This is a genomic window from Bradyrhizobium sp. I71 (genome assembly GCF_022354745.1).
GTDB classification, from domain to species: Bacteria; Pseudomonadota; Alphaproteobacteria; order Rhizobiales; family Xanthobacteraceae; genus Bradyrhizobium; species Bradyrhizobium liaoningense.
In genome coordinates this window covers 6,470,769-6,491,696 of record NZ_CP059398.1, presented here as the reverse complement: position 1 = coordinate 6,491,696, position 20,928 = coordinate 6,470,769, and the positions used below count along the sequence as shown (strand labels likewise).

At 65.7% G+C, this 20,928-nt stretch carries 22 protein-coding genes; 16 read left to right on the top strand and 6 right to left on the bottom strand.

Annotated elements, in window-relative coordinates:
- Positions 1–2: 2 nt before the first annotated feature.
- From FJV43_RS30980 to FJV43_RS30925, 12 genes are read left to right on the top strand one after another with little or no spacing between them, the layout of a single operon-like run.
- Entirely contained in the window at positions 3–440 is a 438-nt protein-coding gene (locus tag FJV43_RS30980; RefSeq protein WP_239622808.1) for an SRPBCC family protein, read from the top strand.
- Positions 441–442: 2 nt separating this feature from the next.
- Entirely contained in the window at positions 443–886 is a 444-nt protein-coding gene (locus tag FJV43_RS30975) for an SRPBCC family protein (RefSeq protein WP_239622806.1), read from the top strand.
- Between the two features lie 2 nt (positions 887–888).
- Positions 889–1,707, top strand: coding sequence for an FAD binding domain-containing protein (locus FJV43_RS30970; protein WP_239622805.1), 819 nt, complete (start codon positions 889–891; stop codon positions 1,705–1,707).
- A 6-nt stretch (positions 1,708–1,713) separates the two neighbouring features.
- Entirely contained in the window at positions 1,714–2,190 is a 477-nt protein-coding gene (locus tag FJV43_RS30965; RefSeq protein WP_194388103.1) for a (2Fe-2S)-binding protein, read from the top strand.
- Between the two features lie 12 nt (positions 2,191–2,202).
- Positions 2,203–3,795, top strand: coding sequence for a molybdopterin cofactor-binding domain-containing protein (locus FJV43_RS30960; RefSeq protein WP_239622804.1), 1,593 nt, complete (start codon positions 2,203–2,205; stop codon positions 3,793–3,795).
- The gene (locus tag FJV43_RS30955) at positions 3,796–4,818 is read left to right on the top strand and encodes a molybdopterin cofactor-binding domain-containing protein (RefSeq protein WP_239622803.1); all 1,023 of its coding nucleotides are present in this window, start codon (positions 3,796–3,798) and stop codon (positions 4,816–4,818) included.
- A 10-nt stretch (positions 4,819–4,828) separates the two neighbouring features.
- Positions 4,829–5,710 carry a MoxR family ATPase gene (locus tag FJV43_RS30950; RefSeq protein WP_239622801.1) on the top strand — a complete coding sequence of 294 codons (882 nt, stop codon included), beginning with the start codon at positions 4,829–4,831 and terminating at the stop codon, positions 5,708–5,710.
- Positions 5,707–6,825: a VWA domain-containing protein gene (locus FJV43_RS30945; protein WP_239622800.1), complete on the top strand. Its 1,119-nt coding sequence runs from the start codon at positions 5,707–5,709 to the stop codon at positions 6,823–6,825. The genes FJV43_RS30950 and FJV43_RS30945 overlap by 4 nt, the downstream gene beginning before the upstream one ends.
- Complete coding sequence (locus tag FJV43_RS30940) at positions 6,822–7,706, top strand: amidohydrolase family protein (RefSeq protein ID WP_239622798.1); 885 nt, start codon at positions 6,822–6,824, stop codon at positions 7,704–7,706. Before FJV43_RS30945 ends, FJV43_RS30940 begins: the two co-directional genes overlap by 4 nt.
- Before the next feature lie 30 nt (positions 7,707–7,736).
- A complete protein-coding gene (locus tag FJV43_RS30935) occupies positions 7,737–8,585 on the top strand; it encodes an MBL fold metallo-hydrolase (protein WP_239622797.1) in 849 nt (282 codons plus the stop codon).
- 19 nt (positions 8,586–8,604) lie between these two features.
- A complete protein-coding gene (locus tag FJV43_RS30930) occupies positions 8,605–10,179 on the top strand; it encodes an isochorismatase family protein (RefSeq protein WP_239622795.1) in 1,575 nt (524 codons plus the stop codon).
- A gap of 3 nt (positions 10,180–10,182) precedes the next feature.
- The gene (locus FJV43_RS30925) at positions 10,183–10,809 is read left to right on the top strand and encodes an NAD(P)H-dependent oxidoreductase (protein ID WP_239622794.1); all 627 of its coding nucleotides are present in this window, start codon (positions 10,183–10,185) and stop codon (positions 10,807–10,809) included.
- Positions 10,810–10,839: 30 nt separating this feature from the next.
- Here FJV43_RS30925 and hydA read toward each other — a convergent pair whose 3' ends face one another.
- From hydA to FJV43_RS30900, 5 genes are read right to left on the bottom strand one after another with little or no spacing between them, the layout of a single operon-like run.
- Positions 10,840–12,300, bottom strand: a complete 1,461-nt coding sequence (hydA, locus tag FJV43_RS30920) for a dihydropyrimidinase (protein WP_239622793.1) — start codon at positions 12,298–12,300, stop codon at positions 10,840–10,842.
- Complete coding sequence (locus FJV43_RS30915; protein ID WP_239622792.1) at positions 12,261–12,992, bottom strand: aspartate/glutamate racemase family protein; 732 nt, start codon at positions 12,990–12,992, stop codon at positions 12,261–12,263. The genes hydA and FJV43_RS30915 overlap by 40 nt, the downstream gene beginning before the upstream one ends.
- 9 nt (positions 12,993–13,001) lie before the next feature.
- Positions 13,002–13,778: an ABC transporter ATP-binding protein gene (locus FJV43_RS30910; protein WP_061020907.1), complete on the bottom strand. Its 777-nt coding sequence runs from the start codon at positions 13,776–13,778 to the stop codon at positions 13,002–13,004.
- The gene (locus tag FJV43_RS30905; protein ID WP_239622791.1) at positions 13,778–14,629 is read right to left on the bottom strand and encodes an ABC transporter permease; all 852 of its coding nucleotides are present in this window, start codon (positions 14,627–14,629) and stop codon (positions 13,778–13,780) included. The genes FJV43_RS30910 and FJV43_RS30905 overlap by 1 nt, the downstream gene beginning before the upstream one ends.
- Complete coding sequence (locus FJV43_RS30900) at positions 14,613–15,617, bottom strand: ABC transporter substrate-binding protein (protein ID WP_239622790.1); 1,005 nt, start codon at positions 15,615–15,617, stop codon at positions 14,613–14,615. Before FJV43_RS30900 ends, FJV43_RS30905 begins: the two co-directional genes overlap by 17 nt.
- A 128-nt stretch (positions 15,618–15,745) precedes the next feature.
- Here FJV43_RS30900 and FJV43_RS30895 point away from each other — a divergent pair, with 128 nt between their 5' ends.
- On the top strand, positions 15,746–16,525 hold the full coding sequence (locus FJV43_RS30895; RefSeq protein ID WP_239629688.1) for a GntR family transcriptional regulator: 780 nt from the start codon (positions 15,746–15,748) through the stop codon (positions 16,523–16,525).
- A gap of 2 nt (positions 16,526–16,527) precedes the next feature.
- Positions 16,528–17,277, top strand: a complete 750-nt coding sequence (locus tag FJV43_RS30890; RefSeq protein WP_239622789.1) for an aspartate/glutamate racemase family protein — start codon at positions 16,528–16,530, stop codon at positions 17,275–17,277.
- Here FJV43_RS30890 and FJV43_RS30885 read toward each other — a convergent pair whose 3' ends face one another.
- A complete protein-coding gene (locus tag FJV43_RS30885; protein WP_239622788.1) occupies positions 17,278–18,525 on the bottom strand; it encodes an amidase family protein in 1,248 nt (415 codons plus the stop codon).
- Between the two features lie 229 nt (positions 18,526–18,754).
- On the opposite strand from FJV43_RS30885, the gene FJV43_RS30880 reads away from it, so the two are divergent.
- Together FJV43_RS30880 and FJV43_RS30875 are read left to right on the top strand one after the other, a co-directional pair.
- The gene (locus FJV43_RS30880) at positions 18,755–19,849 is read left to right on the top strand and encodes an ABC transporter ATP-binding protein (protein ID WP_239622787.1); all 1,095 of its coding nucleotides are present in this window, start codon (positions 18,755–18,757) and stop codon (positions 19,847–19,849) included.
- 30 nt (positions 19,850–19,879) lie between these two features.
- The gene (locus tag FJV43_RS30875; RefSeq protein ID WP_239622786.1) at positions 19,880–20,926 is read left to right on the top strand and encodes an ABC transporter substrate-binding protein; all 1,047 of its coding nucleotides are present in this window, start codon (positions 19,880–19,882) and stop codon (positions 20,924–20,926) included.
- The last annotated feature ends 2 nt before the right edge of the window (positions 20,927–20,928 follow it).

Genomic DNA, 20,928 nt, shown 5'->3' with positions numbered 1-20,928 from the left:
CCATGGCCCGCGTCTACGTCTCCACTGTCGTCAACGCCCGCAACGACCGCGTCTGGGCACGGGTGCGCGATTTCAACGGCCTGCCGAACTGGCACCCGGCCATCGCCGAAAGCCGGATCGAGGGTGGCGAGCCTTCCGACAAGATCGGCTGCGTCCGGGATTTCCGCCTGCGCAACGGCGACCGCATCCGCGAGAAGCTTTTGGGACTCTCCGACTACGACATGTTCTGCACCTATTCGATCCTGGAATCCCCGATGGGCGTCGAGAACTACGTTGCGACGCTGAGGCTGACGCCCATCACCGACGGCGACCAGACCTTCATGGAATGGACCGCGGAATTCGACTGCGCGCCGGAACGCGAGACGGAGCTCGTCAGCAACATCGGCGGCGGCGTGTTTCAGGGCGGCTTCGACGCCCTGAAACGCGTGTTCGGAGGTTAGCCGTGCCCCACGTCGTCAAGAGCACGATCCTGAACGCGCCGACAGAGGCGGTGTGGAGCGTGCTGCGCGATTTCAACGGGCACGATCGCTGGCATCCTGCGGTCGCGACCTCCACCATCGAACGCGCGCAGTCGGCCGACAAGATCGGCTGTGTCAGGCGGTTCAAGCTCAAGGACGGCTCGGAGCTGCGCGAACAGTTGCTGGCGCTGTCCGACCTCGAACAGACCTTCAGCTATTGTCTGCTCGATACGCCGATCCCGATGTTCAACTACGTCGCCCATGTCCGCCTGCTGCCGGTCACCGATGGTGACCGCACCTTCTGGCATTGGGAATCGCGCTTCACCACGAAGCCCGATGACAGGGATCGCATCACCCACATGGTGGCGGAAGACATCTACCAGGCGGGATTCGAGGCGATCCGCCGCCATCTGAAGGAGGCCGCCTAGCCATGGCTGTGACCGTAAAGACCTTTGCCGGCGTCAGCGAAGCGGCCGGGGCAATATCCTCCGATCGCAGCGCCCGCTATCTCGGCGGCGGCACGCTGGTGATGCGGGCGCTGAACGAGGGCGACGTCTCAATCTCGACCGTCGTTCGCGCCAGCGATCCCGCGCTCACCCGTATCGATGCGTCCGGCCCGCGCATGATGCTGGGGGCCGGCGTCACCTTCGCGCGCATTCTCGCCGAACGCGACCTCGCCTTTCTGCACGCGCCCGCTCGCTCGATCGGAGGTCCTGCCGTGCGCAACATGGGCACGGTCGGCGGCAATCTCTTCGCGCCCAACCCTTACGGCGATTTCACCGTCGCGCTGCTGGCACTCGACGCCACCGTCACGGTGCAAGGCGGATTCGGCACCCGCGACATCCCGATTGAAGAGTTCTTGCAGGCGCGCGATCGGCAGGCCGGGACACTGGTGCTATCGGTCTCCTGCACTCGGCCGGGGAGCACGGACGCCTTTCGCTATCGCAAGATCGCCCGCATCAAGCCCAAGGGCGGCTCGGTCATAACCCTTGCCGCGCATCTGCCGATCAGCGGCGGCCGGATTGCCGGCGCCCGGATCGCGCTGGGATCGATGGCCCCGACGCAGATCCGCGCTCGCGCCGCCGAACGCGCGCTCGAGGGCCGTTCGCTGGATGCCGCGACCATCGCGGCTGCCGCATCGGCAGCGAACGAAGGAACATCGCCATCCGACGACGCGCTCGGCAGCGCCTGGTATCGCCGCGAGATCGTCGGCGTGCATCTGCGTCGTTTGCTGTCGGGACAGGAATAGATCGCCATGTCCAAGATACCCCTGCAATTTCGTCACAACGGCCGCGACGTCGCAATCTTCGTCGATGGCGGCACCAATCTCCTGGTGGCGCTGCGCGAATTGATAGGCGACATGACCCCGAAATTCGGCTGCGGCCAGGGCGGCTGCGGCACTTGCAGCGTGCTGATCGACGGTGAACTTCACCTCTCCTGCCTGACACTCGCCGAGACGGTCTCGGGTCGCTCGGTCGAGACGCTCGATGGTATGAAACAGGGCCCGAACCTGCATCCGCTCCAGCGCGCCTTCGCGGACAATTTTGCCGCTCAGTGCGGCTATTGCACACCGGGCATGCTGATGGCGGCAAAAGCCCTGCTCGACCGCAACCCTTCGCCGAGCCGCGACGAGGTCGTCGAGGCGATCTCCGGCAACATCTGCCGCTGCACCGGCTACGAGCCGATCATCAACGCCATCCTCGCCGCCGCCGGCGGCCGGGTCAGCGCCTAGAGGGACGCGACCATGCTGGAACTGCGCAAAGACATCTTCGCCGACGAGCGCGACGACAACCTGAACGAAATCGGCAAGGGCACCCAGCGCCAGGACATGCTCGGCCATGTCACGGGCACGTCCAGCTATTTTGGCGACCACAAGCTGCAAGGCATGCTGCATCTGAAGGTCGTGCGTTCGACTCATGCGCATGCGAGACTGCGTCGCATCGACACCACGGAAGCGGAACGCTCGGCGGGCGTACGGCGCATCATCCGCGGCGCCGACGTGCCACGCAATCTCAACACGCTGCTCAGCCTCATCAACTTCGGCAGGGACGACGAGCCGTCGCTTGCGGTCGACAAGGTGCGCTACAAGGGCGAACCGATCCTCGCCATCGTCGCCGACAGCGAGCGCGAGGCGTTCGAGGCCACCGCAAAGGTCCGGATCGACTACGAGCCGCTGCCGACCGTGTTCGACGTCGAGGATGCGCTCAAGCCGGGCGCGCCGGTGGTCAACGAGACCTATCCGAAGAACGCATTCATCTATCATGACGTCTACGACCACCAGCGCCTGCGCTTTGGCGACGCCGACGCGGCGCTTGCAACCGCCGACCACGTGCTCGAGCAGCGCTACCAGATGTCGCCGATCGAGCACGCACCGACCGAGACCAACGGCGCGATCGCCGCGCCCGACACCAACGGCCGCTACGTGGTTTACACCTCGACGCAGGCGCTGTTCTTCTCGGTCGACACCTGCGCCAAGATTTTGGACGTGCCCTCCAACACCTTCCACTTCATCGGCGGCACGGTGGGCGGCGGGTTTGGCGGCAAGGTGGATACGCTGACCGAACCGCTCGCGATCCTCGGCGCCATGCTGACCGGGCGCCCCGTCCGCTACGTGTTCGGCCGCGAGGAGGAGATGCAATATGGCCCGCCGCGCGGCGCCGAGCGCATCTACATCAAGGACGGTGTGATGCGGGACGGCCGCATCGTCGCGCGCAAGATCCGCGCCTATTTCGACAGCGGCGCCTATACGCGGTTGTCGAGCTACGCTGCCGTCAAGTGCGCCGCCCACCTGCCGGGCCCCTACACCATCCCGAACGTCCATGGCGACGTCTATTGCGTCTTCACCAACCGCACGCCGGCCACCGCCATGCGCGGCTTCGGCGTCACCGCGATGGACTTTGCGATCGAATGCCAGATGGACAAGCTGGCAAACCTCGTCGGCATGGACCCGATGGAGTTCCGCATCCTCAACGCCTATCGCGACGGCGACATGAAGGCGCACCGGCGCGAGGCCAAGAACACGGCGCTGATCGAATGCGTGCAGGTCGCCGCGGAGAAGGCCAAATGGCCGATCCGCGACGAGTTCAGGCGCGCCTCCTCGCGCAAGGATGGCGGCGGCAGCCGCGCCGTGATCCCGCCAACGCCGGCGGATGCGCGTCCGAGGTCGACGGCTCCGGCACAGCAGCGCACCAGCTACGATCGGCTCCCGCCCACCGTCACCCGCGAACCGCCGCGCGAGCCGCCACCGCCGACTCCGCCGCCGCCCTCGCCGCGGCCGGCCACGCCATCGCATGGCGCGACCCGCTTCTCCTCCGTATTCGGGACCAGGAGGCGCTAGATGACCCGGCATCGCGGACGCGGCATGGCGTCGATCAACTATCCCATCGGCATGAACCTCGGCGGCGATCCGAGCCAGGCGCTGGTGCATTCCAATCCGAGCGGCAAGTTCACGGTGGCTTTGTCGTCGATCGACCTCGGTCAGGGCATGAAATCGGTGACGCGGCAGATCTGCGCCGAGACGCTCGGCGTGCCCGTCGAGGACGTCTATGTCGACACGGCGGATTCCGACACCGGCCCGCATTGCATGGGCTCGTTCGCCTCGCGCGGCACCCATCGTGTCGGCAATGCCGTCATGGCCGCCGCTCGCGAGGCGCGGGGCGTGATGATGGAAGCGGCGGCCGAGGAGCTCGAGGTCAACGCCGCCGATCTCGAAACCGACGGCCGCGGCAACATCCATGTCAAGGGCGCGCCGCATCGCTCGATCTCGACGAAGGATGTCGCAATCGCGGCGCAGTTCAAGCAGGGCAAGACCATCTCCGGCCGCGGTATCTTCCTCGTGCCGCTGTCCGACGTCGACCCCGAAACCGGCGAGATGTCGCCGGCGACCTGCTACGCCCATGCCTGCCTCGTTGCCGAGGTCGAGGTCGACGACGAGACCGGCGAGGTCGCGATGGTCCGCATGGATTCCGCCTACGAACTCGGCCGCGCGCTCAACCCCCGCCTGGTCGAGCAGCAGCTCGTCGGCGGCGCCTGGATGGGCGTCAGTCACGCGCTCTACGAGACGCCCGAACCCTACTACCCCGATCCAGCTCACGGGCCTCGCGACTTCGTCGAATATCTGATGCCCGGCCCCGGTGACATCTGCCCGCACGACATCGCGGTGCTGGAGCGTCCCGCTCCCGATGGCCCGTTCGGAGCCAAGGGACCCGGCGAGATGTGCGCCAACCCGGTGCTGCCGGCGGTCGCCAATGCGATCTTCAATGCGGTCGGCGTGCGCATCAACGATCTGCCGATCACGCCCGAGAAGGTGCTGCGCGCGATCAAGGCGCAAGGGGGCGCACGGCCGCAGGCGCGGCGCTAGGGGATCGGCCGTGGCGGTTCGCAGCAACATCGTCGGCATTGACAGCCCGGAGGCGCTGGAGAAGGCGCTGCGCGCGGCCTATTACCTCGCCGACGAGGGACTGGCGACGGCGGCCTATCTCGGCCTTGCCCTCGGCAAGCCGCTGCTGCTGGAAGGTGCCCCCGGTGTCGGCAAGACCGAAGCAGCAAAGGCGATCGCCGCCGTGCTCGGCCGCCGCCTCATCCGGCTGCAATGCTACGAGGGCATCGACTCCTCCGCTGCGCTCTATGAATGGAACTACCCGCGCCAGATGCTGGCCATCCGCCAGGCCGGCGACGAGAGCATCGACATCTATGGCGAGGCCTTCCTGATCGAACGACCGATGCTGGCGGTGCTCCGCGCGCCCGATTCCACCGTGCTCCTGATCGACGAAATCGACCGTGCCGACCAGGAGTTCGAGGCGTTCCTGCTCGAGTTCCTGTCCGATTTCCAGATCTCCATCCCCGAGCGCGGCACGGTCCGCGCGGCCGAGCGGCCGGTGGTCGTGCTAACATCGAACCGGACACGCGATTTGCACGAAGCCCTGCGCCGCCGCTGTGTCTATCACTGGATCGACTATCCCGACGCCGAGCGGGAGGCACGGATCATCATGATGCGCGCATCCAGCGTCGCCGAAACCACGGCGCGCGCCGTTGTCGCGGCCGTGGAGAAATTGCGGCGCGAACCGCTGAGCAAGGCGCCCGGCATCGCCGAAGCTGTCGACTGGGCCGAGGCCGCGACGCTCCTCAACAGGGGCGGCGCGCGCTGGCCGGACGCCTTCAAACGCTCAATCGGCGTAGCGCTGAAGGACGAGGAGGATCTGCATTTCATCGCGCCCCGGCTCGATGCCCTGCTCGCGGAGGCGACCGCATGAGCACCGAGTTGCAGCTTCCGCGCGCTGCCCGCATCTTCGTTTCCTTCGCCGCGCTGCTGCGCGTCAACGGCTTTGCCGTTGCCCCGGAGCAGACCACCGCATTCCTTACCGCAATCGCACTGCTGGGCCCGCGCGACCTCGGCGACATCAGGCAATCTGCGCTCGCCACCCTCGCCCCGCCGCCCGAGCGCCGCGCCACCTTCGACCGGCTGTTTGATCACCATTTCCGCGGCAGCGAGGCGATCGAGCATGCCGAAGACGGCGAGGACGACGAGACCGTGCGTCTCCAGGAGGAAGGTCGCGGCGACGAGGAGCCCCTGCTCTCCGACGATGCCAATGAGTCCGGCCTTGCCGCGACGCGCACCGAAGCGCTGGTCGAGCGGCGCTTCGCCCAACTCTCCACGATCGATGCGCTCCGGCGCCTGACACGAGAAGCTCCCCGCCGCCTGCCGCGGCGGCGCGGGCACCGCCGCATGCGGGCGCGCCGCGGCCCCTTCGCCGATCTCCGCCGCACCTTGCGCGACAGCGTCCGCAGCGATGGCGAGATCCTGCGTCTCGGCCATATGAAGCGACGTCAGCGCCCGAGAAAAATCCTGCTGCTGATCGACGTTTCCGGCTCGATGAAGAGCCGCACCGAGGAGAACATGAAGCTCGCCCACGCGCTGGTGCAGGCTGCGCCGAACGTCGAAGTCTTCACCTTCGGCACGCGGCTGACCCGTGTCACCCGCGCGCTGCGGCTGAAACGCCGCGAACAGGCGCTGAATGCGGCAGCGCATCTCGTCAGCGACTGGGACGGCGGCACCCGCATCGGCGACGCGCTGCAGGCCTTTCTCGCGGTCCCGCGGTTCGGCGGCTACGCCCGCGGCGCTGCCGTGGTCATCTTGTCGGACGGACTCGAGCGCGGCCAACCGGACGCCCTTCGCGACGCGGTCGCGAAACTGTCGCGGCGGGCCTGGCGCCTCAGCTGGCTGACGCCCCTCGCGACAGGCCCCGGCTTCCGTCCGCAGACCGAAGCGCTGGTCGCGATCGAACGCTTCGTCGACGATCTCGTGGACGGCGGATCGAGCGCCACGATCGTCGCTCATGTACTGGCACTGGGAAGGAGAGCGGCGTGAACCATATTGTCGACGGCCATCATCACATCTGGCGGCAGGCCGACCTGCCTTGGCTGACCGGCCCGATGCAGCCCCGCATCTTCGGCCCCTACGAGCCGATCCGGCGCGATTATCCGATCCAGGAATATCTCGACGACCTCAAGGGCAGCGGCGTCACCCGTTCCGTCTACGTCCAGACCAACTGGGCCAATGACCGTTTCGAGGACGAGGCTGCCTGGGTGCAGCAGACGGCTGATGAGCACGGCTGGCCGCACGCCATCGTCGCCTACGCCAATTTCGCGGCCGATGACGTGCGCCCGCAGCTCGACCGCCTCAAACGCTATCCGCTGCTGCGCGGGGTGCGCATGCAGCTGCATTGGCACGAGAACCCGCTCTACCGCTTTGCGGCCCGCTCGGATCTCTGCGCCGACCCCTTGATCCGCCGCAACGTCGCGCGTCTCGCCGACTATGGCTGGAGCTTCGATCTGCAGGTGTTCACGCCACAGATGCCGGAGGCCGCGGAGCTGGCCGACGCTTGTCCAAAGGTGACCTTCATCCTTCAGCATGCCGGCATGCTGGAGGACCTCTCACCGTCTGGCCGCAGCGCCTGGCGCGCCGGCATGGCGCGGCTTGCGGCCTGTCCTAACGTGGTCTCGAAGCTCTCAGGTCTCGGCACCTTCATCCATCGCAACGATCCCGCGCACATCGCCGCCGTGCTCACCGACACGGTCGCGATCTTCGGCGCCGAGCGCTGCCTGTTCGGCTCCAATTTCCCGATCGAGAAGTTGTGGACCAGCTATCGCGAGCTGGTTGGCGCGTTTCGCGCAGCCGCCGCGCCGCTGAGTCCCACGCAACAGGACGCGATCTTCAGTGCCACCGCGGCGCGCGTGTATCGACTTTGAAAGACGAGAAGCAAGACAGGAGGGAACCGAATGGCGCTGGAGATCAAGATCCTGGACTACGGCGATATCGAGCTGGAATCGAGCTTCCTGGTGCTCGGCCGCGATTGCGGCCGTACCCGCCGTGTCCTCACCCTTGGCTTCCTGATCCTCGGCGGCCCCTATCCGGTCGTGGTCGACACCGGATATCGCTCCAACCAGATCATGGAGACGCTGGGCATGCGGGGACTTCAGTACCACGAGAACATGATCGAAAACCAGCTGGCGCGGCACGGCGTGCGCATGGGCGACGTCCGCTTCGTCTGCCACACGCATCTGCACATCGACCATGCCGGCAAGGACGACCTGTTCCCGATGAACACGACCGTCGTGCTCAACCGCAAGGAGCTCGAATATTCGGTGTCCGGCCTGATGCATCCGCAATATCCGGCACCCGACATCAAGCACCTGATCGACCGCCTGCATACCAAGAGCGCGCTGCGCTTCCTCGACCTCGAGATCACCGGCCCGATCGAGCTGATGCCCGGGGTCTATTGCGACGCCGCCAACGCTCACACCGAAGGATCGATGAACATCATCGTCCACACCGCCGATGGCATCGCCACCATCTGCGGCGACGTGATCTACGATTTCAATGATCAGATCGTGACGCCGTTCCACGAAATCCACGATTGGGAGCCGCGCACCACCGGCAACCATGGCACCAGCAAGCGTGCCGAGAAGGCGGCGATCAAGAAGCTGCTCAGCAATTCACGCTACCTGCTCCCCGTCCACGACCGGCCCGCCAAGATCGAAGGCGGCAATGTCGTGGGGCGCCTGCACGACCAAGTTCCTGGTCCGATCGTGCAGTCGCTCCCCCAGCGCAACTGGTTCCCGGCTTGATGTTGTCGAGGATCAACCGATGACGCATGTGACGTTGCGAAGCGAGTTCGACAACCTGATCGACCCCTATGCGCCGGTCGCACAGATCGGCACCGGATTCGATTTCACGGAGGGGCCGATCTGGCATCCGGTCGATCATTATCTGCTGTTCTCCGACATGCCGGGCGACGTGCGCCGGCGCTGGGATGCGCGGCGGGGCGTCGTCGAGGTCAAACGCCCGTCGAACAAATGCAACGGCATGACCTACGACGCCGAGCTCAACCTGATCGTTTGCGAGCACGCGACGTCGTCGCTGGTCCGCGAACGGTCGGACGGACGGCGCGAGGTGCTCGCTTCGCATTTCAGCGGTCAGGAGCTCAACAGCCCGAACGATGTCTGCGTCCATTCGTCGGGCGCGATCTATTTCTCCGATCCCTGGTATGGCCGCATGCCGGTCTACGGCGTCGAGCGACCGCGCCAGCTCGGCTTCCAGGGCGTCTATCGGGTCGTGCCCGGCAGCGAACCGAAACTCATGGTCGATCGCAACCTGTTCGATCAGCCGAATGGATTGTGCTTCTCGCCGGACGAGAAGCTGCTCTATGTCAACGACACCGTGCAAGCCCTGATCCGCGTATTCGACGTCGGCAGCGACGGTTCGCTCTCGAATGCACGGGTGTTTGCGAGTGGGATAAAGTCCGAGCTCGAACCCGGTCTGCCCGATGGCATGAAGTGCGACCAGCACGGCAATATCTGGGTCACCGCGCCCGGCGGCGTCTGGGTCTATTCGCCACGCGGCGAACTGCTCGGCAAGGTCCGCGTGCCGGAGCTGGTCGCCAACCTCACCTGGGGCGGGCCGGATTTCCGCACGCTTTATCTCACCTCGACGCATTCGGTGTACGCAATCCCGACCAGGGTCGGGCCCCGCCACGAGCCTTACATGAGCGGCAAGCGCGCAGGCGGCGGAGCAGGCCCGAGCTCATCGCCGGCCTCGCCTGTTCTGACCGAGGGCGAGATGCGGCTCGATCCGCAGCGCTGCGCCATGATCATCCAGGATCTCCAGAACGACGTCATCATGGACGGCGGCGCTTTCGCCGATTCAGGCGCGCCGGGTCATGCAAAGCAACAGCATGTTGTGGAGAATGTGCGCCGTCTGGCGGAAGCCGCACGCGGGCGCGGTGTCGCCATCATCCATGTCTGGTTCGTCGTGGAGCCCGGCGCCCCCGGCGTCACGCTGAATGCACCGTTGTTCGAGGGCCTCGTCGATAGCAAGGCGATGGTGCGCGGAAGCTGGGGCGTCGCGCCCGTTTCCGGCCTCGAGCCGCGGCCCGGCGATTTCGTGGTCGAGAAGATGCGCATGAGCGCCTGGGAAGGCACGCGGCTGGAGACGATTCTCAAGGCCACCGGCCGCGACATGATCATCAATACCGGCGCGTGGACCAACATGTCGGTCGAGCACACCGCTCGCACCGGTGCTGACAAGGGCTATTTCATGATCGTGCCCGAGGATTGCTGCTCGACGATGAATTCCGACTGGCACAATGCCTCGATCAATTTTGCCATGCAGAACGTCGCGGTCGTGACCAGGGCCGATGCCGTCATCAGAGCGCTGGGATGAGCTGTGGCGAAGCTGCTGCATCTGACCTGCTCGCCCCGCGCCGAGTCCGAGTCGAGTGACGGGGCGCGCATCTTTCTCGACAGATTTCGCCAGGCGCGCCCGGATTGGGACGTCGACGTCGTGGACATCTGGCGCGAGCGGATGCCGGAATTCACGGGCCCGATCGTCGAGGCCAAATATGCACGCATGAAGGCTCAGGCCTTCAACGACACCCAACGCGACAGCTTCGCCGAGGCCGAGCGAATGGCGCTGCGCTTTTCGCTTGCCGATCGGGTGCTGATCTCGACCCCGATGTGGAACTTCGGTATTCCCTACAAGCTCAAGCAGTGGTTCGACATCATCGTCCAGCCCGGGCTCACCTTTCGCTTCGACCCGTCGCACGGATATTTCCCGCTGCTGCAGGATCGACCGACACTGGTGATCCTGGCCAGCGGCAGCGATTTTGCCACAGGCATGAACCGCGGCCGCACCGATATGGCAACGCCTTACCTGCGGGAGATCCTGCGCTTCATCGGAATCAGCAATGTCCGCTTCGTTCTGATCGGTCCAACCACCGGACCTCAGCAGCCGGTCGATGCCGCCCGTGAAAGGGCCCATCGGCGCCTCGCTGCAATGGCCACGACCTTCTAGAACTCAGCCTTGACGGCGCATCGATCTGGATCAGATCAGGCTCGACTTGCCCCGGCTCAGCACATTGCCTGCCCCCTTGGCGCCGACGATCCGACCCTGGTCATAGACCACTTGGCCGCGGGCGATCGTCGTCACCGGCCATCCCGTGACCTCGAAACCTTCCCATGGCGTGTAATCTGAGCCGTGATGCAGATCGGCCTGCCGGATGGGCTTCTTCAATTTGGGATCCCAGAGAACGATGTCGGCATCAAAGCCGACGCCGATCGAGCCCTTGCGCGGATAGAGGCCGTAGATGCGGGCGTGGTTGGTCGCGGTCAGCTCGACGAACTTTTGCAGGGTGATGCGTCCCTTCGAGACGCCCTCGGAGAACAGGATCGGCAGCCGGGTCTCGACACCGGGGATGCCGTTCGGCACCCAGCGGAACGAGGTGCGCGCATTCGGCGTCAGCTTGCCCTTGGGATCGTCGTAGCGGAACGGGCAATGATCGGACGAGAAGGTCTGGAACACGCCTGACGTGATACCCTCCCAGATCGCCTGCTGGCTCTCGAGGTCGCGCGGCGGCGGCGAGCAGACGTACTTCGCACCTGATATGTCCATGTTCAGGCCCTTCATGTCGTCGGCCGTCAGCGTGATGTATTGCGGGCAGGTTTCCGCATGCACCGGCAAGCCGCGCTGCTGGGCCCAGCGCACCTGCTCCATCGCCTCTCGGCCCGAGACGTGCACGATCATGATGGGAACGCCGATCACCTCGGCATGGCTGATGGCACGATGCGTCGCCTCGCGCTCGACGGCCTGGGGCCGCGAGGTGCCGTGATAATAAGGCGCGATATGGCCTTCGCGTTCCAGCTTGCTGGTGAGGAAGCGGATGGCGTCGTAGCCCTCACAATGGACCATGACCAGCGCCTCCTCACGGCGCGCCACCTCGAACACCTCGAGCAGCTGCTTGTCGCTGAGCACGAGGTCGTCATAGGTCATGAACACCTTGAACGAGGTGTAGCCGTCCTTGACGAGAGCCGGCAGCTCCTGGCCGAGCACGACCGCGGTCGGATCGGAAATGATGAGATGGAACGCCGTGTCGATATAGCACTCGCCCTCGGCAAGCTTACGGTAGTTCTCGACGCAGGTCCGCAGGGAGGTGCCCTTCTCCTGGAGCGCGAAGGGCAGCACCATGGTGTTGCCGCCGGCAGCAGCCGCGCGCGTCGCCGAGGCAAAATCGTCGGCCATCACCACATCGGGGCCCGACGGCTGGGAGATGTGGACGTGGCTGTCGATGCCGCCCGGCAGCGCGAGCAATCCCGTCGCATCGATCTCGCGTGCCGCGCCCTCGATGCTGTCTGCAATGCTGACGATACGGCCGTCGCGAATGCCGATATCGGCGCGAAACTCGTCGCTGGCCGTCACGATGGTGCCGCCGCGAATGGCGAGATCGAGCTGCGTCACTGAGGCCTCCGTCACTTGATGGCTGGCATTGTCTGGAAGATCCGGCCCCATTGCGCAAGGGTCGTGACGTTGCCCCCGGCGAGGCCGAGGGATCGCCAAAGCGTCACCGCAACCGAGTCGAGCACGGCGATGTCCAGCTCCCGCTCCAGCGTGGCCGCCAGCGCGGCGCCGTCGAGATTGGTGCAGAGGATGACGATCGCGTCGGCACCCTCCGCCGCCACGGCCCGGATCATCTCGGCGATGGTCGCAGGCGCGACCTCGCCGAAGGAAAAATTGTCGCGCAGGCCGAGATGCCGCTCGGCATGCGGCGCGACTCCCTCCCCGGCCCAGACCTCCGCGATACGTTGCTGCACGTCATCGGTATAGGGCGAGACCAATCCGACATGTCTGGCGCCGAGCGCGCGAGCGGCGTCAATGCAGGCCAGCGTGGACGTTGTCGCCGGGATACCCGTGCGCGCCGCGATCGCTTCGCACAGGCTTCTGTCGCGGCCGATCCCGAGCCAACTCGCGGAGGTGCCGTTCCAGGCGATGGCATCAACCTTGGCATCCGCCAGCATATCCGCTGCCGGAAGCATCACGGACGCGTCGAACTGGTTCAGCGCGGCGGCGGCGAGCGCAATCTCCGTGACGCGGAAGCGCGAGAAATGCGCAGTGACGCCGGGAGCGCCTGCCAGCATGGCGCTGGTGACGGGCTCGAGCACCGAGTTGGAGGACGGCGTGATCATGCCGAGACGCTTGCGCATGCCGAAACCTTACGACGCCTGCGCAAGGCGCGTCGACTCCTCGCGGATCAGCGACAGGATGTGGCGTTTTGCGTCGTTGAACTCGGGGCTGGTGATATCGCGCGGGCGCGGCAGGTCGAAATTGACGGCCTCCCGGATCCGGCCCGGCCGCCTGGTCATGACCACGATCTTGTTGCCGAGCACCAGCGCCTCGTCGACACTGTGGGTGACGAACACGATGGTGCAGCGGCGCTTCTGCCAGATCGCGACCAGCTCCTCCTGCATTTCGAGCTTGGTCTGGGCATCCAGCGCCGCAAACGGCTCGTCCATCAGGATGACGCTCGGATTCATCAACAGTGCGCGGGCGATGCCCACGCGCTGGTTCATGCCACCCGACATTTCGGAGGGATGATGATGCTCGAAACCGCGAAGGCCGACAAGGTCGATGAACTCCATGGCGCGGTGGTGCCGCTCGGCCTTGGCAACGCCCTTGAGCTTGAGATGGAAGGCGATGTTGTCGATGGCCGTCAGCCACGGCATCAGGGTCGGCTGCTGGAACACCACGCCGCGGTCCGAGCCGGGCCGCTCCACCTGCTTGCCGTCGACCAGCGTGCGCCCGGACGTCGCCTGCTCGAAGCCGGCGATGATGTTCAGGAGGGTCGACTTGCCGCAGCCAGAGGGGCCGAGCAGGCAGACGAAGTCGTTGGCCTCGATGTCGAGATTGATGTTGTCCAGCGTCAGCAGGTCGCGGCCGCGCCGCTTGTCGGAGAACACCTTGACGATGTTGCGAAGCTCGATTGCCGCCATCAGCCCGCCCTGCCCTGCACGGTGGTTGTCTGCTGCCAGCGCAGCGTGCGCGCCATGATCGCCTTGAGGCCGAGGTCGGAGAGATAGCCGAGCAGCCCGATCGATATCATTGCCGCGAGCACGATGTCGTAGCGCAGGAAGTAATAGGAATCCCAGAGCACGTAGCCGAGGCCGCTCTTCACCGCGACCATCTCGGCCGTGACAGTCAGCATCCAGGCCGAGCCGACCGCAATGCGCAGGCCGGCGAAGATCGAGGGCAGCGCCGCCGGCAGCACGATGTCTGTCAGCATCTGCCGGCCGTTGGCGCCCATCATCGCGCCGGCCCGCACGAGATTGTGGTCGACGGTCTTGACACCATGGATGCTGTTCATCAGCACCGGAAAGAATGCACCGAGGAAGACCAGGAAGATGGCCGGCTTGTCGGCGATCCCGAACCAGATGATCGCGAGCGGAATCCAGGACACCGGCGGGATCGGGCGCAACATCTGCAGTGTCGGCTCCAGCGTCTTCTCGAACAGCCGGGACCAGCCGATCGCGACCCCGGCGAGGATGCCGAGCAGGCTTGCCAATGCAAAGCCGCCAAAGACGCGAAGCGCGCTGGCGAGCGCATCACGCAGCCAATGGCCAGAGTAGGTCTGCGTGGTCTCGTCGAAGCCGAACACCCAATCGCCGAGCGCATGCAGTACCGCACTCGGCGCCGGCAGCAGCGCGGGCGGCAGCATGCCACTGCGGGCAAACGCCTCCCAGCCCGCAATCAACAGCGCGGGGACGACGAGGCGTTCGAGCCCCTGGAACGCTCGCGTCAGCCGGACCGTTGGCCTCGCGGGCGAGACGTCAGTAACCGAGGTCATTCTTGGCCTTTCCCGTGGCCTTTTCCAGGAACGAATAGTCCATGTTCTTCTCCGCTTCCGCGGAGACGTCCTTGGAGATGTATTTGAGGTCGCGCATCATCGCCGCGATCGCCAGCGTCTGTGAACGATGGATCGCGGGATCTGGCGAGGCATTCTTCAGCGCTTCGGTCGCCACATTCTTGTCGAGGCCGGTGAGCTTGTTGATGACCTCGATCCACGGCGCCTTGTCGGCGATCAGCTTGTTGTCGAGCTCGACCACGGCGGCGACCACGCCCTGGACGCCGGCGCGCTGGCCCGCGATCACATCGGAGCGGGTGACGATCAAGTTGGTCAAATTGCCTGCGGCCTGTTCATACGGCAACACGAAGTGCTTGCCGGCACCGGCGAGCCGGATCTGCGATGCAAACGGCTCGACCGAACAGATCATGTCGACCTCGCCGCGCTGGAGTGCCGCGAGATGGTCGGACGGATTGGGAATGTTGATGAACTGGATGTCCTTGTTGGGATCGACGCCCTGCTTGAGGAACGCCCCGCGCATGTGGATGTCCTGCGCGTTGCCGCGGGAGGCCGCAACCTTCAGCGGCTGACCGTCGCTCTTCGCCTTCGCAACGGTCGCCTTGAACGTGGCCCAGTCCTCGGGCGGCAGGCTCAGCTTCGCGGAGGACAGGCATTCCGAGCCGCCATTGATCTGACCGGACACGGCAACGACGTCAAAGCCTTTGTCGAGCGCGGTGATGTAGTGGAGATAGGTGACCTGCGCGACGTCGATGCTCTTCGATATCAAGGCGGTGAGAACGTCGTTCCCCGAGTTGAAGCCGGTGGCCTCGACCTCGACGCCCTTGGCCATGCCTGGGATCAGCGACATCGGCAGGCAGTGCGCGCATTTGGCGTAGCCGAGCTTGATCTTCGCCGTCTGCGCCGAGGCGAAATCGCTTCCGCCAAGCATTGCCGCCATTGCCACTAGACCCAGTCGCAAACTCGTCCGCATCGCTTACTCCGCTTCGAAGGCGCGATATCCGCGCTTTGCGCAGGATCATCCGTCGCCCTTCGCCGCAACGCAATCCACTTTCTGCATGCTGCATACAATTTGCGCGCTATGCCATTGTTTTCAGCGAGATACGTCGATATTTTGAGCAAGCCAAGGAGCCGGAAGCGGCTAAGATCAAGGTGAGAAGCGAGGCACGCGTGCAGCCAAAACCGGAAGCGTCAAAGGGACGAAAGTCGCCCAAACTCAAGCGGATGGGCCTGCATGAGCGTGCTGCGGCGCGGATGCGGACGATGATCATTCGCGGCGAACTGCCACCGGGGTCGCAGACCCAGGAGACCTGGCTGTCGAAGGAGCTCGGCGTGTCGCGCACCCCCTTGCGCGAGGCGATGAAAGTGCTTGCCGCGGAGGGGTTGATCGAGCTTCGTCCCAACCGCAGCCCGCGCATTGCCGGTATCGCGGCGGACGGCATCTCGGAATTGTTCGAAGCGCTCGCCGGTATCGAGCGGCTCGCCGCCGAGCTCGCTGCGGAGCGCGCGACCGAGCGCGACCTCGCCCGCCTGCGCACGCTTCAGGCCCGCATGGAGGGTCATCACCGCAGCGGCAAGCTGGACGACTATTTCGCCATCAACGGCGAGATCCACAACGCCATCGTCCGCATGGCCCGTAACACGCCGCTGCGGGAAGCTCACGAGACGCTGATCTCCCGGGCCGAGCGCGCGCGATATCTCGCCCTCGGCGCCGAACGGCGCTGGAGCAATTCGGTCGACGAGCACGCCGATATCCTGGCCGCCCTCGAAGCGCGCGACGGCGAAGCGGCGGGCCGCCTGCTCGGCGCGCATGTCGCGCGCACCGGCACGGCCCTGCTCGAAGTCCTCGCCGCCTCTCAGGCCAAGCAGACGGCGGCATAGTCATGAAGCTGCTGCTGCTCAACCCGAACACCAGCGCCGAGGTCACGCACCTGATGATGGGTGTCGGGCAGCGGGCGGTCTCGCCCGGGACGGAGCTGATCCCCTGCACCGCGACCCGCGGCGTGCCCTATATCGCGACGCGCACCGAGGCGCAGATCGGCGGGGCCATTGCGCTGGAGATGCTGGCCGAGCAGCACAGGAGGGTCGATGCCGCGATCATCGCGGCCTTCGGCGATCCCGGCCTGTTCGCCGCGCGCGAGACCTTCGACATTCCCGTGATCGGCATGGCGGAAGCGGCAATGCTGACCGCCTGCATGGCCGGGCGCCGCTTCGCCATCGTCACCTTCGCCCAGGCGCTCGGGCCCTGGTACGAGGAGTGCGTCCGCGCGCATGGATTGTGGGAGCGTTGCGCCGGCATCCGCATGCTCGATACGCCGTTCCAGGCCATCTCCGAGGTCGGCACCGAGAAGGAGGACGTGCTGGTCGAGCTCGCCCACCGCGCCATCGTCGAGGACAAGGCCGATGTGCTGATCTTTGCCGGGGCCCCGCTCTCCGGCCTCGCCGAGCGCGTCGCCGACCGGATTCCCGTTCCCGTGGTCGATCAGGTCGTCGCCTCAGTGAAGCAGGCCGAAGCGCTGGTTGCCTTGCGCCTGCGCAAGGCAGCAGCGGGAACGTTCCGCCGGCCCGCCGCCAAACCGACCCTCGGTCTCGCCGCGGCGCTCGCCGCCCGGATCGAGCATCGCGACAGCTGATCAGAAAGGCGGCCGGCGATGCGAAAAACCCAGTTCGTTCTCGAGACTACGGCCGAAGGCGAACAAGCGGGATTCGCCGCCCGGCGGCGCGATGATCTGGATGCCGAAGGGCAGTTCGCTCGCGTCTCGTCGTACCGGCATGGTCAGGACCGGAAAGCCGACCAGCGACACGATGAAGGTGACCGCGAGATAGTCGATCGGCGTCTCCGATGCCGCCCCGTCAATTGCGGTGACATCGCTGATCTCGTTCGGCCAGGGGAAGACGGACGCGGCCGGCGCAATCAGGAAATCGGTACCGATGAACAGCTCGCGAAAGCTGCGGTAGATGGCGGTGCGACGCCGTTCAGCGTCGAGGTAATCCTGCGCGGACAGTTTCGCGCCGGCCTCGATATTCCAGATCACCGTCGGAGTGAGTTCCGCACGCCTGGTCCTCAGCAACTCGCCATAGCTGTTGGCGATGTGCGCAGCGCGCAGCACGCGGAAGGTTTCGACCGCGCCGCTACAATCGGGCGACGACGGCACGATTTCGGCAACCCGGGACAGCGCCTCGCATGCGGTGTTGAAACGCGCGCGAACGTGGCGTGCGACCGGCGCAACACCGAAATCGGGTGTTACGGCGATCCTCGGACGTCCCGCGTTCGACCAATCGTCGCTGCCGAGGCCGAGCGATACGGGGTCGCGCACATCGCTTCCCTCGCACACGGACAGCGCAAGCGCGAGGTCATCGACACCGCGGGCAAGGAAACCGTGGGTGGCGAGCATGTCCCAGCCGAGCGGACGGCACGGCGACGGAATGCGGCCGGGCGTCGGCCGGATCGAGGCGACGTCGCAGAAGCTTGCGGGCGTGCGCACCGAGCCGCCGAAATCGGTGCCATGCGCCAGCGGCACCATGCCGGCCGCGACCGCGACGGCAGAGCCGCCGGACGATCCGCCGGAGGTCAGTGCGGGATCGTAGGGATTGCGCGTCGGCCCGCACAATCGGTTGGTGCAGACCGCGCCGAAACCGAACTCCGGCGTGTTGGTCTTGCCCAGAATGATCGCACCGGCGCGGCGCAGCCGCGCGACCACCAGATCGTCCTCGGCCGGAACGTGATCGCGAAACAGCATCGATCCATGAGTCGTCTTGAGCCCGCCGGTGTCGGTGAGGTCTTTGATCCCGATAGGCACACCGTGCAGCGGACCGAACGGCTCCGATGCCGCATCGCAAATCTGCGCGGCGCGGCGAGCACCATCAGCATCGACCGTCACGAACGCCGCCAACTGACTGTCGAGACTCGCAATCCGCGCAAGATGCGCGTCAACGGCCTCACGCGAGGACAGCTCGCGCCTCGCAATCCCGCGCGCAAGCTCCGTGGTTGTGAGGTCGCAAACCGATCGATCCGATGTCATCGGGCCACCATGCCTGAGCGCGCGCCGAAAAGCGACAGGCGCGGGCATGAGACTTGCTTTCTCCTCTGGGGCAACGGGAGGCAACACCATGGCTGAAACGCAAGGCGGCCGATCGCTCATCGTCGACGCGGTCACCCACCGTTACCCGAGTGGCGCGCTTGCAGTCGAGAACATCAATCTCGACATCAAGGGTGGCGAGATCATCGCCCTGCTCGGCCCGTCCGGCTGCGGCAAGACAACGCTCTTGCGTATCATCGCCGGCTTCATCGCGCAGACGCAAGGGCGGATCATCATCGGCGATGACATCGTAGACACGCTGCCGCCGAACCGCCGCGCGGTCGGAATCGTGTTCCAGAACTACGCGCTGTTTCCGCACCTGTCGATCAGTGAGAACGTCGCTTACGGCCTCGCAGCCCGCGGCATCGACAAGGCGACGCGCCAGCGCGAGGCGCAGCGCCTGCTGGATCTGGTGCAGCTGCCTGCTATGGGTGAGCGGCTGCCGCGGCAACTCTCCGGCGGCCAGCAGCAGCGCGTCGCGCTGGCCCGGGCGCTCGCGATCAAGCCGTCGATCCTGCTGCTTGACGAGCCATTTGCCGCGCTGGACAAGAATCTGCGGCTCGACATGCAGATTGAGGTCAAGCGGCTGCAGCGCGTTTCCGGCATCACCACGCTCATCGTCACTCACGACCAGGAAGAGGCGCTGTCGATGGCGGACCGCGTCGCCGTGCTGAGCCACGGCAAGCTCGAGCAGTTCGGCACACCGTCCGACGTCTACGACCGGCCGCAGACATTGTTCGTCAACACTTTCGTCGGTTCGACCAACCGCATGCCCGGCGTGGTGGTTTCGGCGGACCGTACCGCCGCCAAGGTGCGCCTCGACGCCGGCGCGGAGATCATCGCACGGCCCGCCGGCGGGGCGCTCAGTGAGGGTGGCCGCGTCACCGTCTGCATCCGTCCCGAGCATCTGCAATTCGTCGGCGACGAGACCGGCTTTGCCGGTGTGGTCGGCATGTCGCTGCCGCTGGGAGCCACCGTCGTGCACGAAGTCACCACTGCCGACGGCTCCGGCGTCAAGGTCTCCCAGGCGCGCATCGGCGAGACGCGCGCGCTGGAGAACGGTGCTGCGGTGCGCCTCGCGCCGCTCGCCCCGTCGCTCGCCAACGCCTTTTCCGCAACGCTTTGAAATGCAGTCATAGTCCAAACGGAGTTCGACATGATCCTCAACCGCCGAAGCCTGCTGACCACCGCCCTCACACTCGGCGCCATGAAAGCGTTTCCCGGACTGAGCTTTGCCCAGGCTCGCCCACTGGTGTTCGCGACCTTCACCGGCAGTTGGGAGGAAGCCCACAAGGCAGTGCTGGTGCCGGCCTTTCGCAAGGCGAATGCAGACGCCGCGATCGTGCTCGACCCGATGCTCTCGGTCGACCAGATCGCGAAGGTCAACGCCGCCAAGGCCAATCCGCCGATCGACGTCATGCTGCATGATCCCGGCCCCGCACTCGTCGCCATCGGCCAGGACCTGGTCGAGCCCTATCCGGTCGAGAAAAGCGCCCATTACAAGGACCTGATCGCCGAGGCGCAGGAGCCGATGGGCCCCGCCCCGTTCTTTCAGGTCGTCGGCCTCACCTACAATCCGGAAGCCGTCAAGACGCCGCCGACGTCATGGGCCGATCTCTGGAAGCCCGAGTTCAAGGGCCGCGTCGGCATCACCAATCTCAACTCGACGCTCGGCACCGGATGGCTGGTCGAGATCGCCAAGATGCGCGGCGGCTCGGAAGCCAATGTCGATCCCGCCTTCAAGGCGCTGGAAGAGCTGAAGCCCAATCTCGCCGCGGTCGCCGCCAATCCCGGCGCACTCGCGACCCTGTTCCAGCAAGGCCAGATCGACATCTCGCCCGGCAATTTCAACGCCATCCAGATCCTGAAAGCGCGGGGCGTGCCGGTCGAGTTCGTGGCGCCGAAGGAAGGCGCCATCGCCTTCAAGACCACGATCCACATCGTCAAGAACTCGCCCAACCGCGAGCTCGCCTTCAAGCTGATCGAGGCGGCGTTGACGCCGGAGGTACAGACCACGCTGATGAACCCGCCCTATCTGATCGTGCCGACCAATTCCAAGGTCACGATGGGCGGCGAGATCGCGCGCGTGCTGGCCAAGGACACGGCCGAGCTGAAGAAGAAGTTCGTGTTCCAGGACTGGAAGAAGATCAACGAGCAGCGCTCGGCCTGGATCGAGCGCTTCAACCGCGAAATCAAGATCTGAGC